Genomic DNA, 16,108 nt, shown 5'->3' on the forward strand with positions numbered 1-16,108 from the left:
TGAATGCCCGGCGCGTCGCCACGGATCTGACGGGCAGCCTCGATCACTGTGAAGATGCCGTACATCCCGGGGTGCACGCAGGACAGGCCGCCGCCATTCGTGTTCACCGGCAACACGCCGCCAGGCGCGATGCGTCCGCCCTCGACAAAGGCCCCTCCCTCGCCCTTCGCGCAGAACCCAAGATCTTCGAGAAACAAAATCGTGTTGATGGTGAAGGCATCATAGAGCTCGACCGCCTGGATATCCGCAGGGGTCACTCCGGCCGCCGCAAAGGCGCGCGCGCCCGAGTCGCGGGCCGCGGTCACGGTGAAATCCTTCATCTGGGAAATCTGCCGGTGCGAGCTTGCCGCAGCACTGCCCAGCACATAGACAGGTGCCTTCGGGAAATCCCGGGCGCGGTCCGCGCGGACCATTACGATCGCGCCGCCACCGTCGGTGACAAGACAACAGTCGCGCACGGTCAATGGATCGCCCACCATGCGCGAACCCAACACGTCCTCGCGGGTCAGCGGGCCGCGCTCGAACGCTTCGGGGTTGCGCTGCGCCCAGGCCCGCGCGGCAACGGCCACGTCGGCCAGCTGTTCGCGGGTGGTACCATATTCATGCATGTGCCGCGCCGCCGCCATCGCATAGGCCGAGATCGGATAGCGCGGATTATACGGCGCCTCGTAGGCCGGAGGACGTGAAGCGGTCACCAGTCTGCCCGACGCGGTGCGCTGGTTGGAGCCATAAACAATCAGCGCGACATCACACAGACCGGCGTCCAGCGCCATGGTCGCGGACGTCAGGTAGTTTACGAAGGACGAACCGCCCGACATCGTGCCATCAATGAAACGGGGCTGGATGCCCAGATACTCCGCCGCCATAAGCGCCGGCATGCTGTCTTCCATCATGGTGCAAAACAGCCCGTCGACGTCGGACAGTTTCAGCCCGGCATCGCCAAGCGCCGCAAGCGCAGATTGCGCCATGACATCATAGGCCGTCAGGCCATGGGCTTCTCCGAAACCGGCATGACCGGTTCCCACGATGGCGGATTTCCCCCGAAGTTCAGTGGTCATGGCCTATCCCTCCGACGGTTTGAAAAGCACGGCCGGAACACCCTCGGCCTCGCCCACGAATGCGGTTACAGGCATGTCGATGACGACCTCACCCGGGGCAATGCCCTCGACCCGGCTCATCATCCGGACACCCTCGTCCAGCTCGACGACGCATACGTTGTAGTCGCCGCCCCGTTCGGGCTTTCGGCGCACGACTGTTGTGGTGTGGACCCGTCCCTTGCCGCCGGCCTGCTTCCACGAAATCGCGGTGCCATGACAATGTGGACACAGGACTCGCGGGAAAAAGTGATAGGCCCCGCAGTCGTCGCACTTGGGCAGCAGGATCTCTCCCTCTGCCAGCGCGCGTTGGAAAAGCTGGTCTGGTCCTTTGGCATCCTGCATAGGCGTTCTCCTTCAAGCGACCCAGTCTTTGTTTAAGCGTATTGATAACCTTTCTAACATTTGTTAGATTTAGTCAACCTTTCAGGATCAATTGAGAGAAACTCATGTCAGGTTCAGACTTAGCCCCCCTTTCCGGCAAACTCGTCGTTGCGTTGGAACAGGCAGTCGCCGCGCCTTTTTGCTCCTCGCGGCTGGCCGATGCCGGCGCGCGTGTGATCAAGATCGAACGCAAGGGAGCCGGCGATTTCGCCCGCGCCTACGATACCGCCGCCAACGGTGAAAGCGCCTATTTCACATGGCTGAACCGAGGCAAAGAATCGGTCGCCTTGGACATTAAAGCCGACGAAGACCGTGAAATCCTGCTCAGGATGCTGGAAAACGCAGATGTGTTTATTCAAAACCTGCTGCCGGGCGCGCTGGCCAAGCTCGGGCTCGATTCCGCGACTCTGAGAGAGAGCTTCCCGCGTCTCGTGACCTGCGACATCACCGGATATGGCGAAGACGGCCCGATGCGCGACGCCAAGGCCTATGACCTTCTGGTGCAATGCGAGAGCGGTCTGGCATCAGTGACCGGTACACCCGACGGACCAGGACGGGTGGGCGTGTCGGTCTGCGATATCGCCACCGGTATGACAGCCCATGCTGGAATCTGCGAAGCACTTGTCGGGCGTGATCGCACCGGCAAGGGCAGCGGCGTTTCCGTGGCAATGTTTGATGTGATGGCCGACTGGATGTCGGTTCCGCTGCTGTATCACGATTACCTTGGCAAGCCGACACCTCGTGTCGGACTGAACCACACGGTCATCTGCCCGTACGGGGCCTATGAATGCAAGGACGGTCAGCTTGTCGTCATTACCGTTCAGCACAGCGGCGAATGGCAACGGTTCTGTGAACACATACTGGGCGATGCGGCTTTGGCAACCGACCCCCGGTTCCATGACAACACGTCGCGAATTGAAAACAAACCCGCGCTCGAAGTTCTCATCAAGGCCGTGTTCGCCTCGCATGACCGCGCCGAGATGCTGAAGCGGCTTGACGCTGCGGGCATTGCGTCTGGCGCGGTGAACGATGTGGCGACCCTGTCCGATCACCCCCAGCTCGACCGGTCCGTGATTGCCACGCCGTCCGGTGAAATCAACGTCCCGTCACCCCCGATCCGTCGCAGCCTCGGTGAAACGGCACTGGGTGCCTGCCCGGCCTTCGATGCGCAAGGCAAAGCCCTTCGCGCTGAGTTCGGCCGTCGTTCATAAAAACGGTGGGCAACTAAAAGGGTGGACAACCAAATGGCCGCTGAGAACAAACCGGGGATCCTTCAAGGCGTGAAGATCGTCGATCTGACTTCTGTGGTTTTCGGACCTTTGGCGACGCAGATGCTGGGCGATCTGGGGGCCGATGTGATCAAGGTCGAAGGCCCCGAGGGCGATCTTCTTCGCCAGGTCCAGCCATCGCGCAACAAGCTGATGGGTGCCGCTTTTCTGGGGGCCAACCGTAACAAGCGCAGTGTCGTACTCGACCTCAAAACGCAAACCGGTCGCGATCAGTTGCGCAAGTTGCTCATCGATGCCGATGTGACGATTTCGAGCATCCGGCCTGCGGCGCTGGCCAGATTGTCTTTGGATCCCGAAACCCTACGCCAGGAAAACCCGAACCTGATCACGGTATCCGCCACCGGTTTCGGGCAGGACGGGCCCTATGCCGCCAAGCCTGCATTCGACGATTCCGTCCAGTCGGTGTCGGGATTGGCCAGCCTGGCGACCCTTCGCGACCCCGAGGCACCGCCCGCCTATGCCCCGACAATTCTCGCCGACAAGCTTGGCGGGGTCACCGCTGCCTATGCCGTGATGGGTGCCCTATTCCACCGCGAACGTACTGGAGAGGCCCAGCATGTCGAGGTTCCGATGTTTGAGACGCTGGCCGCCTTCCTGTTGGCCGAACATATGGATGGTGCCACCTTTGAAGAGCTTCCGCAGGATTTCGGCTATGCCCGCATGCTGGTTCCGCACCGGCATCCAGTTCAGACCGCTGATGGCTACATCACAATTCTGCCTTACACCAACGTACAATGGGCGCGGTTTTTCAAGACGGTTGGGCGCAATGACATGATCGACCATGTCTGGGTCACGGACATGGACGCCCGTAGCCGCAACATCGGCGCAGTATACGATATGGTGGCGCACATTGCGCTGACCCGGACCACAGATGAGTGGCTTGACCTCATGGAGCAGGCCGACATACCCGCCATGCCAGTGCGCAACCTGTCAGATTTGCCGAACGATCCCCATCTTGCCGCAACCGGGTTCTTTCAACGGATTGATCACCCGACCGAAGGTGCGATCTGGACGACACGCCCGCCGGTTCGCTTTTCGGCGACCCCTGCGCGACATGATCATCGCCCGGCCCCGCGACTTGGGGAACACAGCGACGAAATTCTGGGGCCGGGCAGGGAGTAGCCCCACCCGGCACCGGACGGATCAAACATCCATCGAGCGTGCGATCAGTTCCTTCATGATCTCGTTGGTGCCGCCGAAGATGCGCATGACACGGGCATCGGCCCACGCCCGCGCCACCGGATACTCGAGCATGTAGCCATAGCCACCGTGCAGCTGCACGCACTCGTCGATCACCCGGTTCATCATGTCGGAGCACCAGTACTTCGCCGCCGCGGCGGCCTCCGGCGACAGCTTGTCCTGCAGCACGAGCTCCAGGCAGCGGTCGACGTAGACCTGCCCGATCTCGATCTCGGAGCGCATCTCGGCGAGCTTGAAGCGACTGTTCTGGAAGCTCGCCACCGGCTTGCCGAAGGCCTTGCGGTTCTTGGTGTACTCGACGGTCTGCTCGAAGGCGCTGCGCGCGCCGGCGGCGCACATCACGGCGATCACCATGCGCTCCCAGGCGAGCTCGCGCATGAGCATCGTGAAGCCCTGATGCAGCCCCTTCTCGCCGCCCAGGATGTTGGACTTGGGCACCCGCACGTTCTCGAAGAACAGCTCGCAGGTGTCCTGCGCCTTCATGCCGACCTTCTTGAGCGGCTTGGCCTTGCTGAAGCCGGGGCGATCGGCTTCCACCAGCAGCAGCGACACGCCCTTGGCACCCTTCTCGCCATCGGCGGAGCGCACCGCCACGATGGCGAGATCGCAGAGGTAGCCGTTGGTGATGAAGGTCTTGCTGCCGTTGAGGATGTAGTCGTCACCATCCTCCGCAATCTGCGTGCGGATGCCCTGCAGATCGGAGCCGGTGCCGGGCTCGGTCATCGCGATGGCGCCGACCGTCTCGCCGGATACCAGCTTCGGCAGCCACTGCTGCTTCTGCTCTTCCGAGCCGTAGGCAACGATGTACGGTGCCACGATGTCCGAGTGAACCGGCCAGCCGATGCCCGAGGCGCCTGCGCGCATCATCTCCTCGAGCGCGACCACGCTGTACAGCCGGTCGCCGCCCGGTCCGCCGTATTCCTCCGGAACGGTCGGACAGAGCATGCCCATGTCGCCTGCAAGGTTCCAGATCTTGCGGTCGACGTGCTGCTGTTCTTCCCATGCCTCGTGATGCGGCATGACCTCTTCCGCGAGGAAGCGGTGCACGCTGCGGCGGAACTCCTCGTGCTCGTCACCGAAGATGGTGCGCGGAATCATCGGGGAAACCGTGCTCTGCACGGATGGCGGTGTCGATGTCATGTCGTGTATCCGGATTCAGTGAATGGTTCTCGGGGACGGGCGCCGTCGATGCGCCCGGCGTCAGCGTGCCATTTCGGGATGCGCGCGGCTTCCCGTGAAAGGACGACGCCGCTTCCGCCCCATGCCCTCAGGTCCTGGCAAGGAAGCGACCCAGCGTATAGGTAAATCGCGTTGCCGCCTCGACCGGGATCACATGCCCCGCGCCGCGGAACTCGTGGACGCGGGCGCCGGGCACCAACCGGGCGATGTGGCGCTGCCCCTGCGCCGGGAATACCTGCGACGATCGGCCGACCAGCACCCACAGCGGCGTGCGCACCGAGCGCAGCGAATCCCGGAAGTCGTAGTCCTGCTCGATGAACGATGCCACGCAGCGCAGGTAGGCACTCCAGTTGTTCGGCTCCAGCAGGATGCGGCCGTAGCGCACCCCGCCGGCGCCGAGCACGAGCCGCCACCAGATGCTCCCGAAGCAGCTGCGGAAGAACTCCGCGAACCAGGCCCAGAACTGCTCCTGCAGGTCCGGTGGCAGCTGCTTGAAGGGCAGCGCATGGTCCACGCCGTCGAAGGCCTGCAGCAGCGCGCGACCGCGCTCGAAGGCGGCCTCGTTGTCGTCGCCCATCAGGCCCCAGCGCCAGTCCGGCTTGTTGGCGATGCAGGGCGTCTGGTCGACGTGCATGTAGGCACGCAGATGATCGAAGCCATAGCGCTGCTGGTACGCGAAGGCGCTGGCGGCTCCGATCGAGAATCCGACCATGCGCGGATTGTCGAGCTTCAGGTGCGCCAGCAGATCCTGGACATCGTCGGCGTTCTGGCCCAGCGCATCGGCACGCGTCAATCGTACGTGCCGCGAACCACCGAAACCGCGGAAGTCGAGCATGACGAAGCGGTTGGTGAGCACGTAGGGCAACACGTACGGCAGCCAGAACGCCGCACGCATGCCGAAGGCATGCAGCATGACGTTGGGTGTGCCGCGACCGATGTCGAGATAGTGCAATCGCGCGCCGTCACGCGCCTGGAAGTAGGGCATCTTGTTCGAATGTATTCAGCTGGGCCGCACGAGGGCGGCGCTTCAAGGCAGTCGCTTCGACGGAGTCCGGAGCGCGGCACTAGGCACCGGCGTCGACCCGCTGAAGGTAGAAGTAGTAAGGGTGACCGTCGTGCAGCACACCCTTGCCGTTCATGACACCCATGAGGGTGTCATCGTCGATGCGGCGGAAATGGTCGAGCACCGGGCGCCGGTCGTAGACCATGGTCGCCGACACCTTGCCCCGGTAGGCAACCATCCAGAGGCTGGCGCCGCCGCCCATGGTCTCGAGATCGGAGAACAGCTCGCCATCCGCCCCCCGGCAGATCAGCGGATCGACCTCTTCGACCGAGTGGAAGGTCTTCCCGTACCAGCCGGTCGCCGCAAGCTGCTGCGTGACCGGGTGCCCGGTATCGAAGTCCCCGCCCTTCCAGCGTCCCAGGATGGACTCGCATTCGACCGGCTCGAGCGCGTCGTACACGCGCTCGAGCTCGCCGACTGCAATGCGCCCCGACTGCCCCCGCAGTTCCCGGAAGCGCTCCACCGCTGCCACCGCGTCCATCTCCACCCTTGTGCTCGCTTGATCCATCGTCGGGCCGGTGCGCTACAGCGTCTTGAGATACTCGACGATCGCGCGGCGCTCCTGGTCCGTGAGCACGCGCGTGAACTCGTGCCCCTGCCGGCCCTGGCTGTACAGGTGCGTGTTGTAGACCTTGCGATTCTCGATCTGCCGGCGGCCCACCTGCAGCAGCGTCGGCACGTTGCCGATGTTCCACGCTGCGATGACGTTGCCGTAGAGCAGGTCGAGGATCTCCTGCAGCACCGGATCGTTCTCGCCGCCGGGCGAGCAGGTCAGGAGCGGTGTGGTCCCGCTGTCTCCGCAATCGAGCTCATCGTACTTCCAGCCCATGCGCTGCTCGTCGTAGGCGCGCTCGAGGCTGGTGTCGTAGCCCATCACGACCTGGCCCTCCTGCCCGGCCGGCGCCGGCTCGGACACCCGGCGCCAGAGCGCCGGACGATCCTCCGGATCGAGCACGCCCCAGACATCCGGCACCGCGCCGTTGTGGAAATACGGAGCAGTCGCCCAGACCCCGTAGAGGGGCGGCGCCAGATAGCCGGGCGCCCGGTCGCCGCTGGCGGCAGTACGGTTCTGCGCGCTGCAGTCCTGATCCGTGCCCACGGTCTCGGGATAGGCCAGGAAGCTGGTCGTGGCGTACTCGTTGACCGCCTCGTTGTTGGTGTCGACGCGCGCGGAATCCGTACCGATGATCTCGTTCGGCACGATGTAGCTGGCCACGCCGTCGAGCGATGGATCCGCGAGGAAGGCGGGATCGTTCACGTAGCGCGGCGAGTAGGCGCCGTGGCAGCTGGCACAGGAACCGTTGCCGCCCTCGGGACGCGGCACGGGATTGTCGAGGTTCTCGCCCCAGAGATCCTTGCTGTGGAACAGGATCGCGCCCTGGCGGGCCAGCGATTCGTCCACGTCCATCGGGTACTCGGGCGACTCGAGCCCCATCATCCAGGTGTCGGCGTCCTGGGCATGCTCGCGCACCCAGTTCTCGCCCTCGATGCCGCCGAACACGCCGTTGAGCGGGGTGTAGAAGATCATGTCCACCCGCGACGCATCACCGGACCAGATGCCGTCCTGGAACTTGACCGGGCGGCTGCCCACGTTCCACCACGCCGGGGTATCGCCGGAAGCGGTGGATCCCGAGGTGATGACATCCAGGGTGTACCGATCGAGCCGCAGCCCGGTCTGCTGATTCAGCAGGAAGAAGACGTTGACGACGCTGGCGTTGTTGGTTCCGCGGCTCTTGCCGAATATGCTGAAGATCGCCCCCGGGTTGAGGCTGCGCACACCGACCTCGCGCGACATCAGCGATATGTCGGGGAGCGGATTGCCGCTGCCGTACATGAAGCCCGGCCCGATGCCGCCTTCTTCCGGATCACCGGCCTTGCCGCTGTGGCAGGCATGGCAGGTGAAGCCCATCTTGCCCGTCCAGGTTCCGTCATCCTCGCGGAACTGGGTCATGAACATCGGAAGCTGACCGGAGCCGCCCTCGGTCTCGTTCGGATCCTCGCCGGGCAGCGGGTACGGGTTGCGCTCCTGGCCGAGCGGCATGCCGTAGCGTTCGGCGAGCAGCTTGTCGAAGTTGTCGGGACGCTCGTTGAGTCCCCATGCCCGCCAGAGGCGGTTGTACTGATCAGCGGAAACCTCAAGCGGCGAGCCGTCGGCATCGCCGTTGAAGAAGGTGCCGGCGTGGATGCCGCCGTTGCCGCGCATCAACTCGGCGCCGGCTTCGTCGCGGGCGCGCAGGTCGCCGCAGGTCTCGGGATGCGGCTTCTGGTCGATGCGCTCGGGGTACGCGTGGCAGTCCACCCAGTAGGCGTTGTAGTGCACCGCCTTGCCGTCGCTGATCCCGGGCTGCACCAGCGAGCGCGGGTCCGGCGGCAACGCCGCCGAATCGTCCTTGCCCTCGCAGTAGTCGAACCATGCATGGCCGCCGTGGCGGCTGCCGAGCAGCGGCAGGTCGTCCTCGGGCGCATCGCCCGGAGCGCCGTCGAGCAGCGCGTCGCAGCCATCCGGGTCGCCGAAGCAGCCGAGCAGCGTCGCCATCGCGTCGTAGGCGGAGCTGCCCTCGGGCCACGGGGCGCCGCCGGTGTGCGGCGTCTCCTGGCCGGAGGCCATGAGGAGAATGCGCGAGGTCGGATTGTTCCCGCCCAGGCGCTCCCAGCTCGCCTCCAGATTGGCGAGGTCCTCTCCCGCGTTGGGGCTCAGCTGGAACTCGCGGCCGTCCTCGACGTCGCCGGCCGCGCCGGGCACGTGGCACGTGCGGCAGAAATCGAGGCGTGGCTGGACCTGGTCCGTGAACAGTTGCTCGACGCTGGCGGCGCGCGCGCCACCGTCCCCGTTGCCGCCGCCGCCTTCCGCGGCAGTGCCGCCGCTGTAGTCACCGCTGCACGCAGCGATGGCAGCGCTTAACGAGAGCGCGAGAACACGAATCGGATTGGGCCTCTGGTGTCCCGTTGGCATGCGGTCTCCTCCGCCGGTCGGAACTGGAATCGTCTCTGACATCTGTCATTATCGTCGTAAATTGACATATGTCAATAATGTTCGGCGGGGTCGAACCGCCGTCCAGCCCGAATCCAGCCGGCGCGGAAGGCGCGGAACCGTCCGGCGAACCGGACTGCCCGCGGGTGACACCGGAAGGTCTCCCGGCGCCCGAACGGGCGCCGGGAGCGCATGCCCTCCTAGAGGGTCTTCAGGTACTCGATGATGGCGCGCCGCTCGGTGTCGGTCAGCACCGCATTGAACTCGTGCCCGCCGTTGCCCTGGCCGAACATGTGGGTGTTGTAGATCTTGCGGTCCTCCATCTGCGCCCTGGTCAGCGTGGGAGGGAACATCACGTTCCATACCGCAATGAGGTTCGAGTAGAGCCCTGAGAGCAGCTCCTGCGCCACCGGAGTCGCGTCCTCGTCGTTGGGATCGCAGCTCAGGTAGGGCGTCACCGAGGGGTTCCACCAGGTCCGGTGCTCGCACGCGATGGGCTCGTAGTCCCAGCCCATGCGCGTCCGGTCATAGGCACGATCAAGGTCGGTATCGAAACCCATTACCGCGCGTCCCCGCTGATCGGGGCGTGCCGGCTCCGACACGCGACGCCAGATCGAAGGCCGTTCCGACGGCTTGAGCAGCGACCACATGTCGGGCACCGAGCCGTTGTGCAGATACGGCGCCGTTGCCCAGACCCCGAACAGCGGCGGCGCCAGGTAGCCGGGCTCGCGGTCGCCGCGCAGCCGTTCCTGGTTCTGCGGACCGCAGTCGTTCGCGGTGCCCTGCGTCGGGGGATAGCCGAAGAAGTTGCGGGCACCGGCCACCTGCACGGCCTCGTTGTTGGTCTCGAGGCGTACCGGATCGGTCTCGATGATGTCCATCGGCACGATGTAGCTGGCGATGCCTTCGAGCTCTGGCGTGGCGAGGAATCCGGGGTCGTTCGCGTACTGGTTCGCGTAGGCGCCGTGGCAGCTCGCGCACGAACCGTTGCCTTCCGGCTTCGGTACGGGGTTGTCGCGCTCGGGGGCCCACATGTCGAGCGTGTGGAAGAGTTCGGCACCCTGCTCGGCGAGCTCGGTATCGACATCGTAGGGATACGCCGGCGACTTGAGCGACTCGACCCAGGTATTGAGTGCGGGTCCGTTCTCGCGCATCCAGTCCTGCCCCGCCTCACTCACCGGCCCCCCGATGCTGCCGAACAGCCCGAAGAACGGCGTGTAGAACACCATGTCCACGCGCGGAGCGTCCATCGGGAACACGCCGTCGACGAACTTCACCGGGCGGTGCCCCATGTTCCACCACGCCGGCGTGTCCATGCCGGCGGTGGAGCCGGAATTCAGCAGCCCCAGCACGACATCCGGCGGCAGGAAACCCTCGTCCGGAAACAGGAACGCGAGATTGATGTCGCTGGCGTTGTTCGTGCCGCGGGTCCTGTTGAGATTCGCGAAGGTGGCCAGCGACGCGGGATAGCCCAGCGGCAGCATGTCGCGCAGCAACAGGTCGAGATCGGCAAGGCTGCTGCCGCTCCCCTGCAGGACGCCGAGATCCTCTCCATCCTCGGGGGAACCGGCGACACCGCTGTGGCAGGCGTGACAGGTGATGCCGATGCGACCGCTCCAGCTCCCGTCCTCGTTACGCAGCTGCGTGAACATCTCGGGCAGCTGCCCGGTGCCGCCGTTGGTGCGGTTGGGATCCTCCCAGGGCCTGGGGTAAGGGTTGCGCGCCTCGCTCAGGCCGGAGCCGTAGCGCTCGGCAACCAGATAGTCGAAATTGTCCGGGCGGAAGAAGAAGCCGTTCCACGAACGCCACAGATTGTTGTACTGCTGGGCACTGAAGGTCGCGACCCCGAATCCCGCTTCAGGTGTCATCGGATCGGTTCCGCTGAACAGGGCACCGACCCCGGGGTGCCCGTTGGTCAGCAGCGCTTCGCCGCGCTGGAAACGATCGCGCAGTTCGCCGCAGGTCTGCGCCGGCCCCTCTTCCCCCACGGCCTGGGGGTCGACGTGGCAATCCTTCCAGTAGGCGTTGAAGTGCACCGCCCTGCCATCGCTGATGTTCGGCTGCACGAGCGTTCTGGGGTCGGTCGGCAGCACGGCATCGTCGGGCTTGCCGTCGCAGAAATCCCACTGCGCCGAGCCGCCGCGGCTGCTGCCCAGCAACGGCCCCTCCTCGCCCGAGTACGCGGGTGCGAGCCCGGTGAGCAGGGCCATCGACATGCCTGTGGTGGCGACGGTGATTCGTCGCAGGTACTTCGCCCATTCGAACGGGCGAAGCGCCACTCCGTGGTTCCGTTTCATCGGATCTCCTCCTTCGCTGCGCTTCGACCGTGATCGAGCGCTCTTGTGTGACTCGTGGCGCAGGGCGGCCGTTGACCGGGCGGGCCGCAACCCGCGGGGCTAGGCGCCGTTATCGGCGAGCGTCCGCATGACCACCGGGATACCGGTCATGTGCGCCTGATTGCTCAGCCGCTCGTAGCTGCCCGGCCCGCTGGGCAGCAGAACGTTGACGTTGGTGCCGGGATAGCGCTGCGCCACGCGCATGCCGGAACTCCGGGCATTGCCCCAGCCATGGGTCATGGCGACCACGCCGTCGCGCAGGGTGTCGTCCACCCGCACCGAAGCGCTCAGACGACCGTGGGTATTCGAGAGCTCGACGGCGTCGCCGTCCCGCACGCCGTACTGCCGGGCATCCTCCGGCGATACGTGCACGGGGTTCTCCTGCTGCCCGGGGCGCTTCAGCTTGGCGACGTTCTGGTACCAGCTGTTCTGCATGTAGGGCGTGCGCAGATTGATCAGCTTGAGCTGTTCCGCCGGCTCGGCACGCAGCTCGTCGAACAGCTCGTGCGCGCGCCGCAGCGCCCCGCCGAACAGCGCCGGGCAACAATCCACCCGTCGGTCGGGCGTCTGGATCCAGTCGTCATAGAAGCGTCCGGTCTCCGGCGGCGGCAGTTTCACGGTCTGGCTCGGACTGTCGCGCAGCGCCTGCACCGAGAGCCCCGCGTAGGACAGCATGCGGCCGAATCGCGCGAAGGGATCGGCACTCTCGCCGGCATCGAGCAGCGAACGCAGCCCCATCGCCTGCTCGAGACGCGCGAGAATCCACCACTCCTCGCGGCGTTCGCCTGCCGGCGGGACGACGGCATCGGTGTACTGAACGAAGGGCTCCGCCTGCAGGCCGAGTCCGCAGATGTTGATGTCCGGCCGCTCGAGCATGTCCGCGCAGGGCAGCACATAGTCCGCGAGCTCGCCGGTGGCGCTGCGATAGAGATCGAGCACCACGAGCAGGTCGAGTTTCTCGAAGGCCGCGCGCAGCTGCGTCTCGCCGGCGATCGACAGCAACGGGTTGCCGGCGATCACGATGAGGGCGCGGATCGGCGTGTCGCCTCCCTCGATCATGTCCGCGAGCAGGTTGCCGGGCAGCGTTCCGCGAACCGCGCGCAGCTCCCCGAAGGCGCTGTCGAAGAACGGGTCGGCTTCCGGGTCGACGCGCCCCGAACGGGTCGCGGGATAGAAGCCGGCTCCGTAGCGGTTCCCGCCCGGTCGGTCGAGGTTGCCGGTGACGAAGCTGAGCATCTGCAGGAGCCAGTAGCACAGCGTGCCCTGACGCCCCATGTTGACGCCCGTGCTCATGTGAGCGCTGGCTGCTTCGGCCGAGGCGAAGTCGCGGGCGATGGTGCGGATGGCGGTGGCATCGATCCCGACCACGTCCGCCACGGCATCGGCACTGTAAGGCGCGATGAAGGCGCGCAGGCCCGCGATGTTGCGACCGTGATCGGCAATCACGGTCTCGTCGAACATCCCCGCCGCATCGATCTCGTGCAGCAGCGCCGCCATGAAGTACAGATCGGTATCGGGGCGGATCTGCACGAGCTCGTCGGAGCCCGGCGCAACCGACTCGATGCGGCGCGGATTGACGAACCGGATGCGCGCACCCCGCTCGCGCGCGCGACGCAGGGCCGCCATCGGGTCCGCCATCGACACGAAGCTCATGTGCGATACGCGGGGGTTCTCCCCGAATATCAGTGCGTAGTCGGTGCGCTCGAGATCGGGCACTGGATGCAGGGTGCTGGTGCCGAATACCGCCTCGCCGCCCGCGAACTTGTTGGAACAGTCCTGTGTTCCCGAGTTGAAGAGGCGCTGCGCGCCGAGCTGCTTCATCAGCGACCCGAGCGCGGGGGCCGCGGTTGCGCTGAAGGCGCCCGGATTGCCGAAGTAGGCGGCGACGGCATCGCCGCCGCTCTCCGCGACGATGCGTCCAAGCCGATCGGCGATATCGCTCACCGCCGTGTCCCAGCCCACCTGATCGAAACCACCGTCCGCATTGCGCCGCTGCGGATGATCCAGCCGGTCCGGATCGTGATGGATGGCGTCGAAGCCGACACCCTTGTGACACGCGAATCCGCGTGTCACCGGGTGGTCGGCGTCCGGCCGCAGACGAACCAGTCGGTCTCCGTCCACCTCCGCGACCAGGCCGCAGGAGGGTTCGCAGACGCGGCAGAAGGTCGGTATGCGCCGGCTCATGTCAGAGCGTCTTGAGGTACTCGATGAGGGCGCGGCGCTCCGCATCGGTGAGCACGGCGGTGAAGTCGTGCCCCTCGTTGCCCTGGCTGTACATGTGGGTGTTGTAGATCTTGCGGTTCTCGACCTGCTCCGGCGTGAACGCACCGAGGGAATCGGCGTTGCCCACATTCCAGGCCAGCAACAGGTTGTCGTAGAGCACTCCGAGGATCTGCTGCAGGACCGGGTCGCGCTCCGGATTCATCGGGTTGCACTGCAGGAAGGGGATGGTGCCGGCACCGCACGACAGCGACTCGTAGTGCCAGCCCATGCGCTGCTGGTCGTAGGCACGGTCGAGATCGGTGTCGAAACCCATGACGACCTCGCCCGCCTGATCCGGGGGAGCCGGCGTCGAGACCCGCTTCCACAGCGCCGGCCGCTCCTCGGGCTTGAGCAGGTCCCAGACCGTGGGCACCGCCCCGTTGTGCAGATAGGGCGCGGTGGCCCATATGCCGTACAGCGGCGGCGCCAGATAGCCGAGCTCGCGATGCCCGCCGCGCGCCGAGGCACGCGTCTGTGTGCCGCAGTCGACATCCGTGCCCTGCAGCTCGGGGTAGCCGATCGAGGTCCGCGCCATCGCCTGCGACGTGCCCTCGTTGTGGGTGTTGGCACGGGCCGGATCGGTGCGGATCACCGGCTTGCTGACGACATAGCTGGCGATGCCCTCCAGCTCGGGAGTGGCCAGGTAGCCGGGATCGTGCACGAAGCGCGGCGAGTAGGCCCCGTGGCAGCTCGCGCAGGAGCCGTTGCCGCCCTGCGGCGGGGGCGCCGGATTGTCGAGGTTCTCCGCCCACAGGTCCTTGCTGTGGAACAGGATCGCACCCTGACGCGCGAGGTCCTCGTCGATCGGCATGGGATATTCGGGTGCCTTCAGGGACAGCACCCACTTGTCGGCATCCTGGGCGTGCTCGTTCACCCACTGGTCGGCGCCGTCCTGCCCCAGCGGCGTGTAGAAGGCCAGATCGACCCGGACCGCATCGGAGGGGAACAGGCCGTCCCAGAACTTGAGCGGACGACTGCCCACGTTCCACCAGGCCGGCGTGTCGCCGGAGGCGTTGGAACCGGAGAACAGCACCCCGAGCAGCGAGCGGTCCGGACGGACGCCGCCGAGCGCGGCGATGTTGAAGAAGGCGGCATTGTTGGTGCCGCGCGACTCCGCGAACAGACTGAACACGCCGATGGCGGGCGCGCCGGCGGCAGCCAGGTCCCGCGATATCACGCCGACATCGCCGTTGCTGTTGCCGGATCCGTAGACCAGCCCGAGCCCGGGACCGTCCTCGGGCGAGCCGATCTCGCCGCTGTGGCAGCCGTGACAGGTCAGCCCGATCTGCCCGGTCCAGCTGCCGTCCGGGTTGCGCGTCTGAGTGAAGTTGGCCGGAAGCTGGCCCGAACCGCCGTCGGTCTCGTTGGGATCCTCGCCGGGCAGCGGATAGGGATTCCGCCGACTGGTACGCGGTACGCCGAAGCGCTCGGCCACCAGATGGTCGAAGTTCTCCGGACGCTCGGAGAGCCCCCAGATCTGCCACAGCCGGTTGTAGTTCTGGGCCGAGATCGAGAACAGGCCACCGGTGTTGTTGGCGTCGAAGAAGTTGCCGGCGCCCTCGCCACCCTGACCTTCCATGAGGGTCGCGCCGCGATCCAGCGCGGTCCGCAGCTCGCCGCAGTTCTCCGGATGCGGGCGCTCGTTGACGCGTTCCGGATAGGCGTGGCAGTCCTGCCAGTAGGCATTGAAGTGCACCGCCTTGCCGTCGCTCACACCGGGCTGCACCAGGGAGCGCGGATCCGCCGGCAGCTCGGCGGCATCGTCGCGCCCTTCGCAGTAGTCGAACCAGGCGTGGCCGCCGCGGCGACTCCCCAGCAGCGGCAGCTCGTCCGCCGGCGCGTCATCAGGCGCGCCCTCGAGCAGCGCGTCGCAGCCCTCCGGATCGCCGAAGCAGCCGAGCAGAGTGGCCATGGCATCGTACGCGGCACTGCCCTCCGGCCAGGGTGCGCCACCGGTGTGCGGCGTCTCCTGCCCGGACGCCATCAGCAGGATGCGCGATGTCGGGTCGTTGCCCCCCAGACGCTCCCAGCTCGTCTCCAGATTGGCGAGGTCGGCGCCTCGATCACTGCTGAGCTGGAAGTCCCGACCGTCCTCGACATCGGCGGCGGCGCCGGGGACATGACAGGTGCGGCAGAAGTCGAGCCGCGGCTGGACCTGATCGCTGAACAGCGCCTCCATGCTGGCGGCGCGTGCCCCCTCGCCGCCACCGCCGCCGCCACCGCCCGAAGCAGTGCCGCCGCTGTAGTCGCCGCTGCACGCGGCGAGCGCCACGGGCAGCACCATCCAAGCGATTCGCCCCCGAATCACCCCAGTCTCTTGGTGCATGCTG

11 protein-coding genes are annotated in these 16,108 nt (G+C 66.0%); 2 read left to right on the forward strand and 9 right to left on the reverse strand.

Annotated elements, in window-relative coordinates:
* Positions 1-1,058: acetyl-CoA acetyltransferase (locus tag KAH28_RS08170; protein WP_290575515.1), on the reverse strand; the 1,058-nt coding region annotated here is incomplete at its 3' end.
* A 3-nt stretch (positions 1,059-1,061) separates the two neighbouring features.
* Positions 1,062-1,439: an OB-fold domain-containing protein gene (locus KAH28_RS08175; protein WP_057796766.1), complete on the reverse strand. Its 378-nt coding sequence runs from the start codon at positions 1,437-1,439 to the stop codon at positions 1,062-1,064.
* 104 nt (positions 1,440-1,543) lie between these two features.
* Here KAH28_RS08175 and KAH28_RS08180 point away from each other — a divergent pair, with 104 nt between their 5' ends.
* Both KAH28_RS08180 and KAH28_RS08185 read left to right on the forward strand, forming a co-directional pair.
* Positions 1,544-2,689 (forward strand): CaiB/BaiF CoA-transferase family protein, encoded by a 1,146-nt coding sequence (locus KAH28_RS08180; protein WP_290575519.1) that lies wholly within the window; start codon positions 1,544-1,546, stop codon positions 2,687-2,689.
* Between the two features lie 33 nt (positions 2,690-2,722).
* Positions 2,723-3,889, forward strand: coding sequence for a CoA transferase (locus KAH28_RS08185; protein WP_290575521.1), 1,167 nt, complete (start codon positions 2,723-2,725; stop codon positions 3,887-3,889).
* 21 nt (positions 3,890-3,910) lie between these two features.
* Here KAH28_RS08185 and KAH28_RS08190 read toward each other — a convergent pair whose 3' ends face one another.
* From KAH28_RS08190 to KAH28_RS08220, 7 genes are all read right to left on the reverse strand, one after another.
* On the reverse strand, positions 3,911-5,065 hold the full coding sequence (locus KAH28_RS08190; protein ID WP_366918154.1) for an acyl-CoA dehydrogenase family protein: 1,155 nt from the start codon (positions 5,063-5,065) through the stop codon (positions 3,911-3,913).
* A 169-nt stretch (positions 5,066-5,234) separates the two neighbouring features.
* Positions 5,235-6,131, reverse strand: coding sequence for an alpha/beta hydrolase (locus tag KAH28_RS08195; RefSeq protein WP_290575525.1), 897 nt, complete (start codon positions 6,129-6,131; stop codon positions 5,235-5,237).
* A 79-nt stretch (positions 6,132-6,210) separates the two neighbouring features.
* Complete coding sequence (locus tag KAH28_RS08200) at positions 6,211-6,690, reverse strand: DUF4334 domain-containing protein (protein WP_290575527.1); 480 nt, start codon at positions 6,688-6,690, stop codon at positions 6,211-6,213.
* 42 nt (positions 6,691-6,732) lie between these two features.
* A complete protein-coding gene (locus tag KAH28_RS08205) occupies positions 6,733-9,162 on the reverse strand; it encodes a hypothetical protein (RefSeq protein WP_290575529.1) in 2,430 nt (809 codons plus the stop codon).
* 218 nt (positions 9,163-9,380) lie between these two features.
* Positions 9,381-11,477, reverse strand: a complete 2,097-nt coding sequence (locus KAH28_RS08210) for a hypothetical protein (RefSeq protein ID WP_290575531.1) — start codon at positions 11,475-11,477, stop codon at positions 9,381-9,383.
* Positions 11,478-11,576: 99 nt separating this feature from the next.
* Positions 11,577-13,700 carry a molybdopterin-dependent oxidoreductase gene (locus KAH28_RS08215; protein WP_290575533.1) on the reverse strand — a complete coding sequence of 708 codons (2,124 nt, stop codon included), beginning with the start codon at positions 13,698-13,700 and terminating at the stop codon, positions 11,577-11,579.
* Between the two features lies 1 nt (position 13,701).
* Positions 13,702-16,062, reverse strand: a complete 2,361-nt coding sequence (locus KAH28_RS08220) for a hypothetical protein (RefSeq protein ID WP_290575535.1) — start codon at positions 16,060-16,062, stop codon at positions 13,702-13,704.
* Positions 16,063-16,108 lie beyond the last annotated feature (46 nt).

The organism is Algiphilus sp. (assembly GCF_023145115.1).
GTDB lineage: Bacteria > Pseudomonadota > Gammaproteobacteria > Nevskiales > Nevskiaceae > Algiphilus.

Bases quoted from the DNA above. Each gene is read 5' to 3' on its own strand.
- KAH28_RS08205 (WP_290575529.1), bottom strand. From the start codon at position 9,162: ATGCCAACGGGACACCAGAGGCCCAATCCGATTCGTGTTCTCGCGCTC.
- KAH28_RS08195 (WP_290575525.1), bottom strand. From the start codon at position 6,131: ATGCCCTACTTCCAGGCGCGTGACGGCGCGCGATTGCACTATCTCGAC.
- KAH28_RS08200 (WP_290575527.1), bottom strand. From the start codon at position 6,690: ATGGACGCGGTGGCAGCGGTGGAGCGCTTCCGGGAACTGCGGGGGCAG.
- KAH28_RS08215 (WP_290575533.1), bottom strand. From the start codon at position 13,700: ATGAGCCGGCGCATACCGACCTTCTGCCGCGTCTGCGAACCCTCCTGC.
- KAH28_RS08210 (WP_290575531.1), bottom strand. From the start codon at position 11,477: ATGAAACGGAACCACGGAGTGGCGCTTCGCCCGTTCGAATGGGCGAAG.
- KAH28_RS08190 (WP_366918154.1), bottom strand. From the start codon at position 5,065: ATGATTCCGCGCACCATCTTCGGTGACGAGCACGAGGAGTTCCGCCGC.
- KAH28_RS08175 (WP_057796766.1), bottom strand. From the start codon at position 1,439: ATGCAGGATGCCAAAGGACCAGACCAGCTTTTCCAACGCGCGCTGGCA.
- KAH28_RS08220 (WP_290575535.1), bottom strand. From the start codon at position 16,062: ATGGTGCTGCCCGTGGCGCTCGCCGCGTGCAGCGGCGACTACAGCGGC.
- KAH28_RS08185 (WP_290575521.1), top strand. From the start codon at position 2,723: ATGGCCGCTGAGAACAAACCGGGGATCCTTCAAGGCGTGAAGATCGTC.
- KAH28_RS08180 (WP_290575519.1), top strand. From the start codon at position 1,544: ATGTCAGGTTCAGACTTAGCCCCCCTTTCCGGCAAACTCGTCGTTGCG.